Annotated in this window: 15 protein-coding genes; 5 read left to right on the top strand and 10 right to left on the bottom strand. The window is 68.4% G+C overall.

Going from position 1 to position 18,712, the window contains the following annotated elements; translation table 11 throughout:
- Nucleotides 1-207: 207 nt before the first annotated feature.
- The 3 genes from ACWC2B_RS30720 to ACWC2B_RS30730 all read left to right on the top strand — a co-directional run bounded on the left by ACWC2B_RS30720 (nt 208) and on the right by ACWC2B_RS30730 (nt 1,760).
- On the top strand, nt 208-624 hold the full coding sequence (locus tag ACWC2B_RS30720) for a helix-turn-helix domain-containing protein (protein ID WP_450722294.1): 417 nt from the start codon (nt 208-210) through the stop codon (nt 622-624).
- A gap of 22 nt (nt 625-646) precedes the next feature.
- On the top strand, nt 647-1,249 hold the full coding sequence (locus ACWC2B_RS30725) for a hypothetical protein (RefSeq protein WP_450722296.1): 603 nt from the start codon (nt 647-649) through the stop codon (nt 1,247-1,249).
- Nucleotides 1,250-1,415: 166 nt separating this feature from the next.
- On the top strand, nt 1,416-1,760 hold the full coding sequence (locus ACWC2B_RS30730; RefSeq protein ID WP_450722298.1) for a DUF2516 family protein: 345 nt from the start codon (nt 1,416-1,418) through the stop codon (nt 1,758-1,760).
- 90 nt (nt 1,761-1,850) lie between these two features.
- On the opposite strand, the gene ACWC2B_RS30735 is transcribed toward ACWC2B_RS30730, so the two are convergent.
- From ACWC2B_RS30735 to ACWC2B_RS30745, 3 genes are all read right to left on the bottom strand, one after another.
- Nucleotides 1,851-3,101, bottom strand: a complete 1,251-nt coding sequence (locus tag ACWC2B_RS30735) for a PP2C family protein-serine/threonine phosphatase (protein WP_450722300.1) — start codon at nt 3,099-3,101, stop codon at nt 1,851-1,853.
- A gap of 272 nt (nt 3,102-3,373) precedes the next feature.
- Complete coding sequence (locus tag ACWC2B_RS30740; RefSeq protein ID WP_450722302.1) at nt 3,374-4,432, bottom strand: NlpC/P60 family protein; 1,059 nt, start codon at nt 4,430-4,432, stop codon at nt 3,374-3,376.
- 381 nt (nt 4,433-4,813) lie between these two features.
- The gene (locus ACWC2B_RS30745) at nt 4,814-5,608 is read right to left on the bottom strand and encodes a class I SAM-dependent methyltransferase (protein ID WP_450722304.1); all 795 of its coding nucleotides are present in this window, start codon (nt 5,606-5,608) and stop codon (nt 4,814-4,816) included.
- Nucleotides 5,609-5,944: 336 nt separating this feature from the next.
- On the opposite strand from ACWC2B_RS30745, the gene mshA reads away from it, so the two are divergent.
- Nucleotides 5,945-7,288, top strand: a complete 1,344-nt coding sequence (gene mshA / locus ACWC2B_RS30750) for a D-inositol-3-phosphate glycosyltransferase (RefSeq protein WP_450722355.1) — start codon at nt 5,945-5,947, stop codon at nt 7,286-7,288.
- Between the two features lie 208 nt (nt 7,289-7,496).
- A complete protein-coding gene (locus ACWC2B_RS30755) occupies nt 7,497-7,985 on the top strand; it encodes a YbjN domain-containing protein (RefSeq protein WP_450722306.1) in 489 nt (162 codons plus the stop codon).
- Nucleotides 7,986-8,143: 158 nt separating this feature from the next.
- Here ACWC2B_RS30755 and ACWC2B_RS30760 read toward each other — a convergent pair whose 3' ends face one another.
- The 7 genes from ACWC2B_RS30760 to ACWC2B_RS30790 form a co-directional block, all read right to left on the bottom strand.
- Nucleotides 8,144-8,914, bottom strand: a complete 771-nt coding sequence (locus ACWC2B_RS30760; RefSeq protein ID WP_450722308.1) for a M48 family metallopeptidase — start codon at nt 8,912-8,914, stop codon at nt 8,144-8,146.
- Between the two features lie 14 nt (nt 8,915-8,928).
- Nucleotides 8,929-12,573, bottom strand: a complete 3,645-nt coding sequence (locus ACWC2B_RS30765; protein ID WP_450722310.1) for a type I restriction endonuclease subunit R — start codon at nt 12,571-12,573, stop codon at nt 8,929-8,931.
- A 119-nt stretch (nt 12,574-12,692) separates the two neighbouring features.
- The gene (locus ACWC2B_RS30770; protein WP_450722312.1) at nt 12,693-13,070 is read right to left on the bottom strand and encodes a hypothetical protein; all 378 of its coding nucleotides are present in this window, start codon (nt 13,068-13,070) and stop codon (nt 12,693-12,695) included.
- Entirely contained in the window at nt 13,070-13,366 is a 297-nt protein-coding gene (locus ACWC2B_RS30775) for a hypothetical protein (RefSeq protein WP_450722314.1), read from the bottom strand. Before ACWC2B_RS30775 ends, ACWC2B_RS30770 begins: the two co-directional genes overlap by 1 nt.
- Nucleotides 13,367-13,521: 155 nt before the next feature.
- Nucleotides 13,522-14,736, bottom strand: coding sequence for a helix-turn-helix domain-containing protein (locus ACWC2B_RS30780; RefSeq protein WP_450722316.1), 1,215 nt, complete (start codon nt 14,734-14,736; stop codon nt 13,522-13,524).
- Between the two features lie 99 nt (nt 14,737-14,835).
- The gene (locus ACWC2B_RS30785; protein WP_450722318.1) at nt 14,836-16,035 is read right to left on the bottom strand and encodes a restriction endonuclease subunit S; all 1,200 of its coding nucleotides are present in this window, start codon (nt 16,033-16,035) and stop codon (nt 14,836-14,838) included.
- Nucleotides 16,025-18,706 (bottom strand): N-6 DNA methylase, encoded by a 2,682-nt coding sequence (locus tag ACWC2B_RS30790; RefSeq protein ID WP_450722320.1) that lies wholly within the window; start codon nt 18,704-18,706, stop codon nt 16,025-16,027. The genes ACWC2B_RS30785 and ACWC2B_RS30790 overlap by 11 nt, the downstream gene beginning before the upstream one ends.
- Nucleotides 18,707-18,712: the final 6 nt, after the last annotated feature.

The raw sequence follows: 18,712 nt of genomic DNA on the forward strand, positions 1-18,712 counted from the left end.
AACTGAACAACGCCAACTGAACAACGCCAACTGAACAACGCCAACTGAACAACGCCAACTGAACAACGCCAACTGAACAACGCCAACTGAACAACGCTGGGAAGCGCTCATTCGCCGGCTGAAGCGCTACCCGACCGCAGCGTGGCACAGCACACTATTGCAAGCGTCTGCTTGCAATAGTTAGCAGGGCTGGTGCACCATCGGGGTATGGCATCGCTCAACGTCGGCAATCTCGGGGAGTACCTGCGCGAGCAGCGGCGCAATGCGCAGCTCTCGCTGCGGCAGCTCGCTGATGCCGCCGGGGTGTCCAATCCGTATCTGAGCCAGATCGAGCGTGGGCTGCGCAAGCCGAGTGCGGACATTCTGCAGCAGCTCGCCAAGGCGCTGCGGATCTCCGCCGAGACGCTGTACGTGCAGGCCGGGATTCTCGACGAGCGGTCTCCCGAGGCCGCCGGGACGCGGAGCGTCATTCTCGCCGACCCCTCGCTCAGCGAGCGTCAGAAGCAGGTTCTGCTCCAGATCTACGAGTCCTTCCGCAAGGAGAACGGGCTCGACGCCGACGCGGACACCGACAGAGCCGCCGACCACCCTCAAGACCCCCAAGACCCTCAAGCGAGCAACTGAGCACTGATCCGGGAGGACAGTCATGGCCATCACCGATGACCTGCGCAAGACCCTCACCGACCCCACCCCCCTCTACTTCCTCGCCGGCACGGCGGACATCGCAGGGCAGCAGGCCAAGAAGGTTCCGGCGCTGATCGAGAAGATCCAGGCCGAGGCGCCCGAGCGCATCGAGGCCGTGCGCCGCACCGACCCCAAGGCCGTGCAGGAGAAGGCCGCAGCCCGCGTCAAGGAGGTTCAGGCCGCCGTCACCACCCGCGCCAGCGACTTCCTCGGCGCCCTCGACGGCGACCTCAAGAAGCTGGGCGAGAACGCCCAGGACCTCGCGCTGCGCGGCGTCGGCGTCCTCGCCGAGTACGCAGTCAAGGCACGCGAGGGCTACGACTCGGTCGCCGAGCACGGCCAGGACGTCGTCAAGCAGTGGCGCGGCGAGGCCGCCGACGAGATCGTCGAGATCGCCACGGCCGTCGAGCCCAAGGACGACGACAAGGGTGACTCCCCGGCCTCGGCTCAGGACGAGCCCGCCAAGGCCGAGTCCGACTCCGACGCGGCCGACAAGCCCGCCGCCAAGAAGGCCGCCCCGCGCAAGACCACGGCCAAGAAGACCGCCGCCAAGTCGGCGGAGTAGTTGCGGAGCAGTTGCGGAGCAGTTCTCGCCGTGGTTCTCTCCACGCCGGTCGGAACGGGGCGGGCACCTTCGGGGGGCCCGCCCCGTTCTCCTAGTACCTTGGCCGGCGAGGTGCTCTCCATCCTCATCGGCGCTCAATCAGCATTTACCTAGGCGGTGCACGGCAATGTTGCTCACGGGATTCAGCCTTCTCACATCGCTGCTCTCTCTCGCGATGCTCGTCATCGCCGTGGTGGCGCTGGTCTTCGCCGTCCTGGCCCGGGAGGACGCGTACCGCGCGGCCGACAAGCAGACCAAGCCGTTCTGGCTGATCATCCTCGGCATCACGGTCGTGGTGAACCTGTTCGTGCCGATGCTGTTCCTGCGGCTCGCCGGGCTCGTCGCCTCGATCGTGTTCATGGTGGACGTACGGCCCGCGATCCGGCAGGTCTCCGGCGGTGGCCGGGGCGGTCGCCGCGGCGGCGGCTCCAGCAGTGACGGTCCGTACGGGCCCTACAACGGCGGCCGGTAGCTCCAAAATCCGTAGACCGGTAGCCCCAAAACCGGTAGCCCTCGGACCGGAGCCCCCAGAAGGGGCCTTCGAAGCCCCGGTCCCCGGTCCTCAGCCCTCCGCGCTTGTGCGTTCCCGTTTGCGTTCCAGGAGGACCACCGCCACGTCGTCCGTCAGCTCGCCGCCGTTCAGCTCGCGGGCCCGGGTCACCGCCGCTTCGAGCAGTGACTCGCCGCGCAGCCCGGACGCCAGCTGACTGTTGATCATTTCCAGCATGCCGTCCTGACCGAGCCGCTGGCTGCCCTCGCCGGTGCGGCCCTCGATCAGGCCGTCGGTGTACATCAACAGGCCCCATTCCCGGCCGAGTTCGACCTGTCGGCGCGGCCAGCGGGCGCGCGGCAGCAGGCCGAGCGCCGGGCCGCCGTTCTCGTACGGGAGCAGTTGGGCCCGGCCGCCGAGGGCGATCAGCGGCGCGGGGTGGCCGGCCAGGCAGAGGCCCGCGCTGCGGCCGTCCGGCGCGATGTCGACGGTGCACAGCGTCGCGAAGATCTCCTCGCTGTCGCGCTCGTGCTCCAGGACCTGCTGAAGGGTCGAGAGGAGCTCGTCGCCGCACAGGCCCGCCAGCGTCAACGCCCGCCAGGCGATGCGGAGTTCGACCCCGAGGGCCGCCTCGTCGGGGCCGTGTCCGCAGACGTCGCCGATCATCGCGTGGACGGTTCCGTCCGGCGTACGCACCGTGTCGTAGAAGTCGCCGCCGAGCAGCGCCCGGGAGCGGCCGGGGCGGTAGCGGGCCGCGAAGCGCAGGTCCGAACCTTCGAGCAGCGGGGTCGGAAGCAGACCGCGCTCCAGGCGGGCGTTCTCCTGGGCGCGCAGCCGCGACTCGGCCAGCTTGTACTGGGCGGTGTCCGCGCGCTTGCGCTCCACCGCGTACCGGATGGCGCGGCTGAGCAGCCTGCCGTCCAGCTCGTCGCGGAAGAGGTAGTCCTGCGCGCCGACCCGGACCGCCTCCGCCGCCCGTTCCGCGTGGGTGGACGGGGTGAGGGCCAGCACGGCGTGGCGCGGGGCCAGCCGGAGCAGGTGGCGCAGGGCCGCGAGCTCGTCGTCCGGGTCGCGGCCGGGCAGCGCCAGGTCCAGGAGTATGCAGTGGACGTCGTCGGTGAGCAGCCGCTCGGCCTCGGTGAGGTTGCGGGCGGTGCGGATCCGGACCCGGGTGCCCGCCGCGTCGAGAAGCTCGTGCACGGTGAACGTGCCCGCCGGGTCGTCCTCGATGACCAGCAGGTTGAGCGGGCCGTCGGCGGCGCCCGTCTGGGGCTCCGGGGCGGCGCGCTGGTGCGGTACGGGTACGTGCTGGGATGCGGGCATCGTCGGTTCCGGAATCCTTCCCTCCCCCCGAGGGCGCGGAGGTGCGCCGGTCGGCGCCCCACCAGCCGGGACCCTAGCGTCATCCACGGGCGTGGCGGAATGGCGTTGGGCGGTTGATCGCCGGAGGCCGGTTGGCATATGCCTCATGCCTTATTTGTCCGGCCCCCAGGAAGTTGCGGACTGCCCGTACCGCCAGTAAGCAGCTGCCCTCCCGGCCGCCCCGGGGCTGCCCGGCCGGACAGGGTGTGACCGGTTGGGCGACCGCCTGTGTCCTACTTGTCCGGGCGTACGACGCCGAGGATCGGCATCGTGCCCGCTCCCGTGATCGTCACGTTCCGGCCGGGCCGGGGGGCGTGGACGATCGCGCCGTCGCCGATGTACATCCCGACATGGGTGGCGTCGGCGAAGTAGATGATGAGGTCGCCGGGGCGCATGTCCTTGAGCGCGACGTGCGGCAGCTGGGCCCACTGCTCCTGCGAGGTGCGCGGTATGCCGCGCCCGGCCGCGATCCAGGCCTGGGAGGTCAGGCCCGAGCAGTCGAAGGTGTCGGGGCCCGCGGCGCCCCAGACGTACCGCTTGCCGATCTGGTCGGTGGCGAACTTCACGGCCTTCTTGCCCTGGTCGCTCGCGCTGCTGCTGATCTCCTTCAGTATCCCCGTGCTCAGCCAGGCCGTCTGAGAGTCGAACTCCTTCTTCCGCTCCAGCTCGGCCAGGCGCTCGCGCTCCTGCTCCTTGAGCTGGGACTGGAGCTTCTCGGCCGCCGCGATCTTCGCGGTGATGTCCTTCTTCGCGGCTTCCTTCTTGACCCGGTTGGCCTCCAGGTTCTTCCACTGGGCGGTGGCGTCCTTGCTGTACGCCGCCAAGTCGGCCTGCGTACGGTTCAGTTCGCCGAGCACACCCTGGGCGGCCTGCTGGCCCTGGCGCAGTGCGTCGGCCCCGTTGAGGAACGTCTCGGGGTCACCGCTGAGCATCATCTGCGCGCCGGGCGGCAGCCCGCCGTTGCGGTACTGCATCCGCGCGGTGGCGCCCGCCTGGTCCTTCAGGCGCTTGATCTTTTCCTGGCCCTTCACTATCTCCTGGGCCAGGGCCACGATCTGCGCGGACTGCTGCTTGGTCTGCTCCTCGGCGAGGTTGTACGCGTCGGTGGCCGCGGCCGCCTGCCGGTACAGGTCGTCGATCTGCTTGCCCACTTCTTCCAGCGTCCCGGGCAGGGCCGGCGCCGTGGTCGACGGCGTCGGCGCCGGGTCGGCGAACGCCGTGCCCGGGGCCGCCAACGCGGTCAAGGCGCACACCAAGGCGATCGCGGCCGCCAAACGGCGCTTCTTCGGCACTATGAACTCCCCCTCCAGCCAGCCCCGGCCCCACACCGGAACACGGGAACACCGGACCACCGGAACCCGGATGAAACGGCATGTGATTTACCGTCAGTAACATCACACTGCCCGCGATGCTGCCACGGCCTCCGCCAAAACGACAGAGGCACAAGGGCACCGACCGGGGCACATCCCCCTGCGCGTTCTTCCGCGCATTCCTCCGTGCGTCCTTCTGTACGTTCTTCTGTGCGTTCCCTCCCGTGTGACGAACGCCGAGCTCCACGCGTTCCACCGGTCACGGAGTTCACTCGTACGACGACGCGAACAACGCCTCGAATTGGCCCGGGCGACATCTGGGCCGGATCAGGGTGCGCCTGCCCCGGGTCACCGGGTCCGGGCTCAACTGGGCGCCAGGGCAGCCCAGTTGACCGTCACCTCGCCCTGTCGCCAGCGCCGTACGCCGTCCACGACCGGCCAGTCGGCCGACAGTTCCCGTACGGACTTGATCCACCGCTGCCGCGCGCCCAGCGAGGCGTACGGGGCGGCCGCCGCCCACGCCCGGTCGAAGTCACGCAGGAAGGCGTGCACCGGCTCGCCCGGCACATTGCGGTGGATCAGCGCCTTCGGCAGCCGTTCGGCCAGGTCGGAGGGTCGGTCCAGGGAGCCGAGCCGGGTCGCGAAGGTCACCGTACGCGGGCCCGAGCGGTCCAGCGCGACCCACACATGGCGGCGGCCGATCTCGTCGCAGGTGCCCTCGACGAGCAGCCCGCCCGGCGCAAGCCGCGCGCACAGCCGGGCCCAGACGGCGGCCACCTCGGCCTCGTCGTACTGGCGCAGCACGTTCGCCGCGCGGATCAGCATCGGCGGCTCGGCCAGCGGCACCTCGAAGCCGCCGTGGCGGAACGTGAGCCCCTCGCGCTCGTACGGCTTGGCGGCGGCGACCCGGGCCGGCTCGATCTCGATGCCGACCACCGAGACGGCGGGGGCAGCCGTACGCAGGCGCTGGAGCAGCTCCACCGCGGTCCAGGGGGCGGCCCCGTACCCGAGGTCGACGGCGACCGGCGCGGGCGCGCGGCGCAGCGCGGCCCCGTGCGCGTCGGCGATCCAGCGGTCCATGCGGCGCAGCCGGTTCGGGTTGGTGGTGCCGCGGGTGACGGTGCCGACGGGGCGCTTCGCGGACGGGGGTGGAGCCATAGGACGAGGGTAGGCGGCGGTTCGGCATGGGTGGTCCGGCGGATCGGCCCGGACGGTGCGGCGGATCGGCCCGGGTGGATCGACGGTTCGGCCCGGACGGCGCGGCGGATCGGCCCGGGTGGATCGACGGTTCCGTCCGGACGTTTCCGCAGGCCCGTGCGGATGTCCGTGGCGATGTCCGAGCTGATGTCCGAGGGCTCCGCCCGACCGGTCCGGCAACATTTTGGCAAAGTGGAAATGAAAGGGCGGGTTCCGATGTTCGGGGCTTTGGAGGGGCGTGCCCGCATGCCCGCTCCGCGTCCGAAGGCAGTGCCCCGAGCCGAGGAGGGCCTCGACGTGAGCCAGTACGTGTCCCGGTTCACCGGCACCCTGGCGGGCCCGCCCAGGCTCCGGTTGCCCGGCGGTCACCGCAAGCCGCGCCGGATCGCCATGCTCAGCGTCCACACCTCCCCGCTGCACCAGCCGGGAACGGGCGACGCGGGCGGCATGAACGTGTACATCGTCGAGCTCGCCAAACGCCTCGCCGCGATCAACATCGAGGTCGAGATCTTCACCCGGGCCACCACGGGCGGCCTCGCGCCGAGCGTCGAGATGTCGCCCGGCGTGCTGGTGCGCCACATAGACGCGGGGCCGTACGAGGGCCTCGCCAAGGAGGAGTTGCCGGCCCAGCTCTGTGCCTTCACGCACGGGGTGATGCAGGCCTGGGCGCACCACCGGCCCGGCTACTACGACCTGGTCCACTCCCATTACTGGCTCTCCGGGCACGTCGGCTGGCTCGCCGCCGAACGCTGGGGGGTGCCCCTCGTCCACGCCATGCACACCATGGCCAAGGTCAAGAACGCGGCGCTCGCCGAGGGCGACACCCCCGAGCCGGCCGCGCGCGTCATCGGCGAGACCCAGATCGTGAACGCGGCGGACCGGCTGATCGCCAACACCGCCGAGGAGGCCGACGAACTCGTCCGCTTCTACGACGCCGACCCCGGCAAGGTCGCCGTCGTCCACCCCGGCGTGAACCTCGAACGCTTCCGCCCGGCGGACGGCAGGACCGCGGCGCGGGACCGGCTCGGGCTGCCCCGGGACGCGTTCATCCCGCTCTTCGCGGGCCGCATCCAGCCGCTGAAGGCGCCGGACATCCTGCTGCGCGCCACGGCGGAACTCCTGGAACGCGACCCCTCCCTGCGCTCGCGGATGATCGTGCCGATCGTGGGCGGGCCCTCGGGCAGCGGCCTCGCCAAGCCGGAGGGGCTGCAGAAGCTGGCGGCCCGGCTCGGCATTTGCGATGTCGTACGGTTCAAACCGCCGGTCGGCCAGGACCGGCTCGCGGACTGGTTCCGGGCGGCGTCCGTCCTTGTCATGCCCTCGTACAGCGAATCGTTCGGCCTGGTCGCCATAGAGGCGCAGGCGGCCGGCACGCCGGTGGTCGCGGCGTCGGTCGGCGGGCTTCCGGTCGCGGTACGGGACGGCTCGACGGGGTTCCTGGTCCAGGGGCACGACCCCAAGGACTACGCGACCGCCCTGCGCCGCTTCGTCCAGGACCCCACGCTGGTGCAGCGCATGGGCGGCGCGGCCGCCCGGCACGCGCAGTCGTTCGGCTGGGGGACGGCGGCGTCGGCGACGGCGGACGTGTACACGGCGGCGATGCAGGAGCACCGGCGGCGGGTCCGGTCGCATCACGGGTGAGGCCCGCCCCGGGGGAGCTGGGCGGGGGCTCGCGTCCATGCCGGGTTCGCGCGTGCCCCGGCCGGCGGCCGGCTCTCTGCGGGGCCGGTTCTTTGCAGGGGCGAGCGGGTGCGGGGCTCGCGGGCCTTGCGGGGGCTGGCTGGGCACAGGGGGCTCGCGGGCTCTTTGCGGGGGCTCGTGGCGAAGGCCCTTCGCGTAGGCTCGCGGCATGGCTGACGTGCGGCAGGTCATCGAAACGGCCCTCAAGGACGCGGAGCTCTCGTGGGAGTCCCCTGAGCCCGGTACGTATGTCGTGACCCTGCCGGGCACGCGCAAACTCTCCACCACCTGCTCGCTGCGGGTCGGCCGCCATGCCCTCTCCGTGAACGCGTTCGTGGTGCGCCACCCCGACGAGAACGAGCCGGCCGTCCATCGCTGGCTCCTCGAACGCAACCTCCGCCTGTACGGGGTGAGTTACGCGGTCGACCGGCTCGGGGACGTGTACCTGGCCGGCAAGGTCCCGCTCGCCTCCGTCACGGCGGAGGAACTCGACCGGTTGCTCGGGGTCGTCCTGGAGGAGGCGGACGGGTCCTTCAACACCCTGCTGGAGCTCGGGTTCGCGTCGGCCATCCGGCGGGAGTACGAGTGGAGGGTGTCGCGGGGCGAGTCCACGGCCAACCTCGCGGCGTTCGGGCACCTGACGGGTGGGGCGGGGTAGGGGGCGTTTTCCCACCCACGCCCACCCCTATGCGACGCGGATCCTGTCCCCGGTCTGATCCCGGGAGGCCGGTTCCCTCAGACCTGGCCAGACGGCCACGGCCAGGTCTGACGGAGAGGCCCCGAACTATCACTCCGGTGGAGCGGGGTCCGCAGGCCTCAGCCCTGGAGTTCGGGCCCGTCGCCGAGCCACACCCTGCGCCCCATGTCGTCCAGTTCCGCTTTCAGCCGCTCACACTCAGGGAGCGCCCTACGCAGCAGACGCCAGTAGTCGGGACCGTGCCCGGCAACCCGCAGGTGCGCCAGCTCATGAGCGATCACGTAGTCCACGAGACGTATCGGAAGCTGGAAAACGGCCCAGTGCAGGGACATCCGTCCCTCCGTGCCTGCCTCACCCGGTGTGTAGACACCCCACCGCTGTCCCAGGCCTCGTACATTGACAGCTGGTTCGGGTACAGCCATCCGGGCGGCCCACGGTTGCAGCCGCCCTGCGGACCAGGTCATTCCGGCGTTCCGGTACCACTCGATGATCGCGTCCCGGCCTGCCGCCCCGTCTGCCGCGAGCGTCCGGTCCAGCCTCAGCCGCCCTGCGGCCAACCGAACCGGGCCGCTGCCCGAGTCGTCCAGAAGGAGTCGGTATTCGCGTCCTAGATAGCGGAAGATAGCCCCGTCGACGAGCGCCCGGGACGGGTGTGCCGGACGGAATCGGTCCCGGACCCGGGACTTCTCCTCGATCCAGGACCGGTGCGCGCGTACGAATTCCTCCGCGCGCCCGACAGAGCACTTCTCGGGCACCCGAAGCGTGATCGTGCCGTCACGCTCGACAGTCAGGCCCAGCCGGGTGCGATGGGAGCTGACCCGCACGCGCAGCGGCAGCTCCCCCACGTTGAGGAGCTGTCCGTCTACGAGAGTGGTCGAGGCGTCGGGCACAGACGCAATTGTGCCTACCGTTCGGTCCGGAACCCCTGAAGGTTCTCCTGGACGAGGCTCACCAGATGCCGGGCGACGGCCCGCACGTCTTCGACGGCCCCTGACTTCGCCGCCAGCCCGTCCTCGCGCAGCCGCTCGACCACATGCGACGTCAGGCGCGACATGTGCCGGGACTCACCACGGTAGGAGACTCGGCGCACCTGATCCCGTACGACCTCGTACACCCCGGTGGAAAGCCTCAGCAACTCCTCCGGTTCCGGTAGGTCGAAGGCGTCCGAGGTGGCGAGACCGCTTCGCAACCAGGTATGCACCCGCCGTTCCATCGGGCCGAGCCCGGCCAACAGGGGGTCGTCGTCCTGCTCCTGTCGGGCTTTGTCGATGAGATTGGCGAGTTGATCCAGCTTCCATCGCTCATCGATGGACTTCAGCACCTCTTCGAGTGCCTTCGACAGCTGCTTGTACTTCTCCTCGTCCTCCCTGCGAACGCGTTCCTCCAGATGGAAGCGGAGAGCGTGCTCCATCTCGGCTGCCGCCTCACGAGGGTCCTCGATGCTGCGTACGTCGGTGTCGAAGGCAGGCGAGAGGATCGAGACGGGCGGGATGACCTGGGTGATCTCCGGGGCCTCCAGATGCTCGGCGATCAGGGCCCGCACCTTGCGTCCGTAACCGCGCAGGCTGAACCGACCGCCCGGAGCATCCCGGTAGTGCCGACGCACACGCTGCTGGAGGAGCGCCCAGCGCCTGGCGTCGCCGACGAATCTGAGGGCCTTCTCGTGGGGGAGTACGCGTTCCAGCGAGCCGAGGAACTCGCCGAGCCTCCTGTCGAAGAGCGCACGGTCGTCCTCATCGCTCAGGGTGAGCATGGCGCGGGTCCGACCGCCGCGGGTGTCCAGATCCGTGATGCCCTTGCTCTCCAGGAACTCGTCGACGCGCCCGGCTGCGCCCCGGGTGTCCTCCACGGCCGATTCGACGTCCCGCAGGCTGGCACGTACGGCGGGCGCCTCCTTCCCGTACCCCGACAGTGCGTCGCTGAGCGGTGCCAGGACGCCGTAGTAGTCGACGACCAGGCCACCTTCCTTGCCCGGCGCAGGACGGTTGACACGGGCGACTGCCTGGAGCAGTTCGGCGTCCCGGATCGGGCGGTCCAGGTACAGGACTTGCTCGCCCGGAGCGTCGAAGCCGGTCAGCAGCATGGACTTCACGATCAGGAAGGTGACGGGAGCCTCGTCCGCCACGGGCTTGGCGACCGTGGGCGCGGGAGTGCTCCATGGCTGCCGGGCGATCATGCCCATCCGCGGCGGATTCGGCTCGGGGACATGGGTGACCGCCCACGGATTGTCCATGGGCAGCTCGGGCAGCTCGTCGAGGAACCGCTCGATGTGCTTCTTTTGCCGCCCCTCGTCGGTCCACTCGCGCCAGAGCCCGTCCTTCTTCTCGCCACCCGCCGAGATGACCGGCACGAACTCCATGCGCCGGATGATGGCCTGGTACTTCCAGGCCCAGTACAGAAGCAGGTCGTCGCCTTGGAAGTCCTTGACCTCGGCACCCCTCAGCCGTTCAGGCAGCTTCCCCTCGGGCGCGAACTCGGCCACCCGCTCAAGGAGTTCCGCTCTCGCATCTCGCAGCGCGTGCCGGTACTCGACTGCGGACTGACGACTGACCACGGCCACTTGGGCCTTGAAGCCCCCGGTGAGGACATGCTGGACATAGTGCTCCAGCATGTCCTTCGCCTTGGCACGGATCATCGTCACGGACTCGACCACATCGCGCTCGCTGGGCTGGCTGTACTTCTTGCGCAGAGCCTTCTTCTGCTCCTCGGTCCGGGAAGCGATCAGATTCTCGAACCGCGCGTCGAGATGCTCCCCGTCACGTACGTCGGCGGAGCCGGTGCGCCCCTCGTACCGGATCGGTACGACGACCTTGTCGGCCTCCGCCTCCGCCATCCGGTACTTGTCGATGAACTCCCCGAAGATCCGCTCAGTGTCGTTCAGTTTGCCCTGCATGATCGGCGTTCCCGTGAAGCCGATGCGCACGGCATTGGGGGCGGCGTCGCGCAGGCAGGCGTGCAGGAGCGAGGTGTGCGAGCGGTGCGCCTCGTCGACCAGGACGAGGACCTTTTCTGATCTCGTGCACAGGGGGAAGCGAGGGACACTCCCGTCCGTGGGATCGGAGGCTTCGGCCGGATCATCACCGGCCTCGATCCGCCGTCGTACGCCGTTGTAGGCGTCGGCATCGGACCGGTCGTCGCCGTCCCCGCCGGACCCGAGACCCGCGATCCCGTACTTCTGAATCGTCGTGAACACGACATGGCGCCCGCCGTCGTGCAGCATGCCCTCGACATCGGTCTGGCTCTTGGCCACCTTCACCGACCGCTCCCCGGTCCGCAGCGCCGCCGCGAGCTGATCCTGGAGCTGGGTGCGATCGGTGACAACGAGGATGGTGAAGGCGTTCAGCACCGGGTCCTGGCTCATGTGCAGTCGGCGGGCCAGAAAGGCCATGGTCAGGCTCTTGCCTGACCCCTGGGTGTGCCAGATGACGCCGCCGCGCTCGTCGTGGGTGGCGCCGGGGGAGAGCGGTGTGCGGCCGGTGCGCAGTTTCTCGACGATCTTCTCCACGGCCCGGTACTGCTGATGCCGGCAGACGGCCTTGACCTTCGGCAGCTCCTCGGCGTGCCGCGCCGGCGCCCGTCCGCTGCCCCCGGCCCGCTTCTTCTGCTTGACCGGCAGGGCGAAGACGTAATGCCTCAGGATGTTGAGCAGATTCACCGGCTTGAGGACGGCGGCGATGAGCTGCTGCTGCTCCGAGGGCTCCTCCTCGGCCTCCAACAGCCTTGGTTTTACGACTACTTCACGCAAGGCGGCCCGCAGGTCCGCAGGTCGGTCGTAGTCGGGCTCGACGCTGCGCCACGGCGCGTAGTCACGCTCGCGCGAGGAGATGGTTCCCAGGTGCGCGGTCTCGCCGGAGGCGGCGATGAGCAGCTGCGTGGTCTTGAAGAGCTCGGGAATGCCGCGCGGCATCGCCTGCTGGTCCCGCTCCTTGGTGTCGTACTCGATCGGATTGCCCGTGTACGCCCGCAGATCGCGGATGGCCAGCCCGATCGGGTCCTGGAGGTCGGGGCTCTTGCACTCGACGACGGCGACGGGGATGCCGTTCACGAACAGGACGAGATCGGGCAGCTCCTCATGCCCGGCATGTCCGCTCGCGGTGCGGACGCGCAGCTGCGAGACCACGAGGAACTCATTCCGCTCCTTGATCCGCTTCTCGTCCTCGATGGCCCAGTCGATGAATTGGACCGGGGTGTCCTCGCGCGACTTGTGGTGAACCTCGTGCCCGCGCACGCCCGCCCCGTGTAGAAGCAGCTCGGTGGCCTTGAAGTTGGCGGCAAGCAGATCCCTGCCGCCGGGCCCGACGGACACCCGCGCCAGCTTCTCGATCGCCCGCTCGGCGTGCTCGTCCTCGACCCACTCAACATCGCTGCCGGGCAGCCGGTTCACGCGGCGCAGAGCGCGGGCGAGGCGCTTCTTCAGGATCACCTCGGTGTACGAGCGACCATCACTCTCGGCGAGCTCGGAACCCCGGACATGCGTCCAGCCCATCGACTCCAGCTGCTGTACGAACGGCCGTTCCACCTCGACCAGTTCGGTCTCTCTCCGCGCCACGCCCCGTACCCCTTACCCGACTCGACCGCCCCTCGTTCGACCATTGTGCGACGGGTGGGGCGCGGATGGGCATGATCGGGCCAAAGCCGCTGGTGGCGGCCGGGGCTTCGGGGCCGGGTTCAGTCTCCGTCTAGGTTGCCTGCGTCCAGGTCGTCCTCGTCCTTGTCGTCCGCCTCGTCCTCGTTGTTGTCGACGTCTCGGCCGTCGAATGCGGACAGCCGGTCGCCGCGGCTCTCGGCGATGCGGAGGACGTCGTGGAGGGCTTCGGTCAGACGGGCGGAGAGGTAGTGGAGCTCTCCGGGCCCGACCTTGGGCTCACCGAGCAACTCCCTTGCGTGGCAGAGGAGTTCCGTGCCCATCCCGAGCTGCACGGCCTCGATGTTGTCGGCGATCCGGGAGGCGTATCCGCCGCCGACCCCGTCGGTGAGGAGATAGCAGGGCTTGCCCTCGGGTCCGGTCCAGGGCAGGAGCCGGGTGTGGGCGATGTGCTGCGCCATTACGCGACCACCTCCGTCCCGTGGATCCAGCGGGGCCCGATGTCGATCCCGTGGGTGGCGAGCCACAGCGCGCGGCAACGCTGACGCCGAAGTCGTTCTTCGGCGGCCTCGTGGGCGAGGAGGTAGGGGCGTACGAGGAGGTTGTCCTCGCCGCGGAGGAGTCCGTGCAGGTGGGCTTGGTGGCAGGCAGAGCTGGGGTCGGTGCGAGGCCGCGGCGCGAGGGGTCGGTGCCGGTCCTGGGTGGGTAGCAGCAGTCTGAGCAACGGCTCGATAAGGCGGGCGATGCAGTGCGGCATGTCTGCCTGCTTCCTCAGGTGGGCCATGCCCCCGGGCCGCCTGGACGCGGTTGCGGGGGTCCGCCGTGCCCGGCGGGGCTGTAACGCTAGGGGCGCCACCTTGCACGCACAGTGACAAGCCGCATCACTGTACGGAGCTGCTAGGACGGGGCGTCCTAGCTGTCGAGGTCGAGCCGGTGGGCGAGTTCTGCGAGGGGCGATGTGCGGCGCCGCTCCCGCCCTCTGAGATCGGCGACGAGGTGGCGGCTCGTCGCGTGGTAGCGCATCCACTCCGGTGCGGTTCTCTCGGCGACGAGCAGTGCCTGGAGTGCGTGGTCGTCGTTGTTCAACTCCGCGTGGGCGAGGGCACGGTCGACATGGAACCGGGCGCGCCAGGTAGGGGGCAGCGACTCCAGGTCCGGGACGGCGCGGGCGGCGCGCAAAGCCGCTGTGTTCTCTCCCATCTCCACAAGGAAGTTGACCTTTGCGATTCCCGCGTTGGTGGGGCCGAACGGCGTCGCGTAGTCGAGCCGGTCCGTGCCGATCCTGGCTGCGGCCGCGCTCGCCATATTGAGCAGGTCCTTGACTGTTTCCTGCCGTTGCAACCGGACAGCGGCAGTCGCCGCGCGGAGCAACAGAATTCCCCATAGGGCGAGTTCGATGGACTGGGACCGAAAGTTCGGTTCGATGCGCTCGGCGGTGGTCAGCGCGACACGTTCGGCGTCGGCCAGCCGTCCTTGCTTCGTGAAGATCCAGGCGAGGCTTGAGATGCCGACGATCTCCAGGTGAGGATCATCTCCCCTTCTGGCGGCGTCCATTGACCGCTCCAGAGCGGTGAAAGCTGCGTCCTCCTTGCCGAGCGCAGTCAGCGTGGTCGCGGCGACTTGGTAGGCCTCGGCGAGAACGGACTGGGCTGCGGCAGCGACAAGGCCGTCGCGGTCCCGTGTTACGGCCTTGGCGTCGCGGATCAGCTGAGGTAGCAGGACTCCGATTGCGCCCATGCGCCCCTCGCGCCGGATCCGCTCTGTGGACCGCAATGAAGCCTGGAGCTCAGTGAGGAGGGGTGGATCCTCGGGGTCCGGGTCCTCGCCGAGCAAATCGGAAACAGGAGAGATGGCTTGCCGCAGAGCCAGGACGGACGGTTGGTCCTCCTCGCTACGTACCTCGAACGTCATGGGCTGCCCGACCAGCATGGACGGCTCCACGTCCAAGGCCTTGGCCAGTGCGTTGATCGTGGTGAGCCGCGCCGTCTGCCGTACACCTTGCTCCAGCTTGCGTACGACATCAGCGGAGAGCCCCGCCCGCTCGGCGAGCCCCTCCTGCGTCAGCTTCCGCCGCAGCCGCAGCCGGGCAATTCGGTCCCCGATGCTGGGTTCTTCATGGAACTGCATGGCCACCCCCGCGCAAGAAGGTCTTTCGACCACGCTACGCCCGGGCGGGGCGTGCGCGAGTGCGGAGCGACGATTGGTTCCCGGGACGAGTTGCTCGAACTATCGGGTTGCACCTCGCAGTAGGTCGTCAGCGAGAGCCTGCTTCAACGTCAGCAGCCGGTCTATTTGTTGCTGACGGAGTTGGAACGTGGCTCGGGCCTCCTGCCAGGCGCTGACCAGTTCATGTTGCATCTCAAGCGGCGGTACAGGCAAGCGATGTTGGTTGTATTCGCGAGCGCTGATGTTGCGCTGGCCGACCTCTCGCACATTCTGGGAAACCCATTGCTTGAAGGCGTTGGCTCGTGTCCACATGAAGGCGTAGGCAGGGAGCATTCGCGACTGGTCCAGTCGGTAGCGCACCAGATATCCAGCAAAAGCGCAGAGGCCGTCGCCTTCCCGATACAGGTAGGACTTACCTGTTGTGTAGCCGGTACGTGCGATCAGCAAGTCGCCATCCTGGAGGAGGTACGGTCTCGCTTGCTCCCACGGCACGCTGACAGCGGAGGACAAGTCCTTGGACAAATTGCCGTGCTGGTCAATATCTGTGATGCGGACGTACCGTGGTAGCTGGTCGCTCGATGGGACAGCTGGAGAGTTGCTGCCGTACTCGCCACCCCGTTCGCAAACCTCCTTTAGGTGAACAGTCCCAAAGCGCCGTGCATGATCGCCTACCTGGTCATTGGCGACTGCATCCCAAATAGCGATCTCTTTGAGCGTTGCCAGTGATTCGATAGAAATGTGCTCATCAACAGCGCTAAGCACATTGACGATGTGCTGCTGCTGATCAAGGGATGGCAGCGGAACTGGGAGTGATCGGATCATCTCGGCAGAGATCTTAACCATGCTTTCAGAAGTCCCCTGAGCTCGACCCGTAATTTGCTGGCGAAGTGTCGGCGAGCGGAGAACGACTTCCAAGTATTCAGGAATGCATGCGCCTGATGGGCGAAGGCGCATCATCAAGTCTGGATAGATGCAGGGTGTGCCTGTATCGCGATAGATGCCTGCAAGCCCTACGAGATTTCGGGTGTTGGCCCGGCTAATTAGCAGATCTCCATCGCGGAGGATCGCGGGATGCTGGGGAGATACGGAACTCGGAGCGTTCTTAAGTTGGCGCGGCTGAAACCCGTCTGCAGTCAGGCAGCCGAGCCCCAGCATCTGTACGCCAGTCCATTCTTGGCTCTCCAGAGGTGAGAAGCCGTTCCGAATGCCTCCTTCCAGGAGCGAGTGGAGCGGAACTTCCTTCCAGCGCTTACGCTCCATAACCAAGCTCCTTCAGGAAGTTCTCCAGCTTCGCCGAAGCCTCGGCCCGCGCCGCCTCAATGTCCCGCAAAGACACCCCGTACTTGTCCTCCCACATGCGATACGCCGACACCAACTCACGTCGTCGGCGCACCACATGCCCCTCCAGCGTCGCCGCCAGATCCGCCCGCAGGATGCCGAGTACCACCTCGCGCGCAGCCGCCTCCGTGGCCACGGCCTTGCGGGCCTGGGTGAGGCCCGGCTCCGGCGTCTTCTTCTCGCCACCCGCCTCCGGGACCGGAACGTCAAGGAGCGTGGTCTGCACCGGAGTTGGCTCCACTTCGGTCGCCGCTGGTACCGGCTTCGCCGGCCGCCGTGCCGACTCCAGCGGCCAGAAGTCGTCCTCCAGCTTCTTCACCGCTGCGTTCGCCTTCGTACGGCTCTTCTTGAGTGCCGCCACATCGTCCGCGCTGAGCAGTTGCTCCGCGGGCGATGACTCGGACTCCGCGTCGTCCTCGCCGGAGTCCGAGCCGGAGGCGTCCGCCGCCTTCGCTGCCGCCTCCGCGTCTTGGTGGGCCTTCCACTTGCCGTCCAGCTCTGCCTTGAGCGCGTCCGCCGCAGCGAGCTTCTCCAGGAACTCGGGGGCGATCGCCGCCACCACCTTGTGGTCGTACGCCTGCCGCCGCTCAACCCCCGATCGCTTGCGCGAGCCACCCGTCCGCGGATCCCGGTCCGGCTCCAGCATCGTCTCGACCGTCTCGACCCAGCCGTCAATAACGCCGCCGAAGCCATTGCCGGCCAGCGCCATCAGTTCGTACTTCGCCGCATGCCACCAGCCCGCGACGGCTCCGTCAAGGGCGTACCGGTCGAGCAGCTCGACCTTGCCGAGGCGGCTGGTGAAGGAGCTGAGCAGGTCGGCGCGCAGCCGGGCGAGCTGCGCACGTCGCTCGCCCTCCGTCCGGTCGTCGCCCTCGCCCGGCGGCGTCAGATCGGCGATCAGATCCGACTCCGTCGTCCACCACTCGTCGAACGCCTTCCGTAGTTCTGCCTCCCGCCCGGCCGCCAATTCCCCCAGGCGCGCCGCATCCGGTCGCTCGCCCTCCGGCAGGAAGTCGACGTACGCCGTATCGCCGTCCCGCTCCGCGAACAGGTCTGTGACCGAGATGCCGTACGCATCGAGCAGTCCGCTCTTCGCCACGATCTCGGCGCGCGGCACCCCGCCGCTCAGATGCGCCCGCACGTCCTGGGGCTCCGGGGGCGGCGTATTGTCCACGTATCGGCGGATGTTGAGGTTGTAGTCGTTTTCGGCGAGCTCCGAGCTCGGGACCAGGCGGGCGAACGCCTTGTCCTTGTGCTCCGACGCGTGGAACGTAGACACGATCTTCTCTACGTGTTCGGGCAGGAGTACGTTCTGCGCGCGCTCTGAGTGGTACTCCCGGTCCGCGTTGATGAAGAGGACCTGGCCCGCCCGGTCGGCCCGCTTCGTGCCTGCCGCGCGCAGTACCAGTACGCACGCCGGGATGCCCGTCCCGTAGAAAAGGTTGGGTGCGAGGCCAATGACGGCCTCGATGAGGTCCGCCTCGATTAGCGCCGCCCGGATGTCCCGCTCCGTGCTGCCGCGGAAGAGGACACCATGCGGCATCACCGTGAGCACGGATCCGTGCCGGGAGCCCTGCACCATCGCCAGCATGTGCTGCAGGAACATCAAGTCGGCCTTGCCGCGCTCTGAGGTCTGTCCGTAGGGCATCCGCTCCTCGATGTCCTTGATGGCAGCCTTGCTGTAGTCCATCGAGAACGGCGGGTTGCTCAGGACCAGGTCGAAGTCGCGCTGCGTGTGCATGGGGTTGCTGAGGGTGTCCCCGGTGTGCAGTTCGGGGTCGTTCGCGCCGTGGAAGAGCATGTTCATGGTGGCCATGACCCATGACCCGCTGTTCGCGTCCTGGCCCGCCAGGAACAGGTCCTCGGAGTCGCCGCCGTGCTCGTCGATGTACTCCTTGGCGTGGATCAGCATGCCGCCGGAACCCACGCATGGGTCGTACACCTTCAACGGGGCCTGCGGGCGGGCGAGTTCGACCATCATGCGCACCACGGCTCGGGGGGTGTAGAACTCTCCGCCCTTGCTGCCTGCCGAGTCCGCGAACTCCTTGATCAGGTATTCGTACGCGGCTCCGATCATGTCGGGGAATTCGAAGTCGCTGCCACGCAGACGCAGTGTGCCGAAGTGCTGGATCAGTGCGGACAGGCGCTGGTCTGCGAGCTTTACCGAGGCCTCGCCACTGCCCGAACCGCCGCCGATGCGGTTGAAATTGACGTGTTGGAAGAGCCCGGTTAGGCCATTGCTCTCGTGTGCTTCCAGCGCGTCGAGAGCGGGCTGGAGGGTTTGTGTGGCGACATCGGAGACGGCGTCTTTCAGCATGTCCCAACGTGCTGCCGCAGGTACGTACAGGACTCGCCGGACTTCGTACTTGTCCGGGTTCTCGCCTTCCTTCTCGGCGTCAGTCTGCGACTTGCCCTTGCCGATCTCCGCCGAGATGATCTCCTCACGCGTGGCCTCGAACTCGTCGTTGACCCGCTTCAGAAACAGCAGGACAAAGATGTAGTCCTTGTATTCGGCGGCATCCATGGTGCCACGCAGAATGTCCGCCGCCGCGAAAAGATGGCGCTCGAGTTGCGCGAGCGTGAGCTTGGCCACGGTGGG

The organism is Streptomyces sp. NPDC001415 (genome assembly GCF_053597395.1).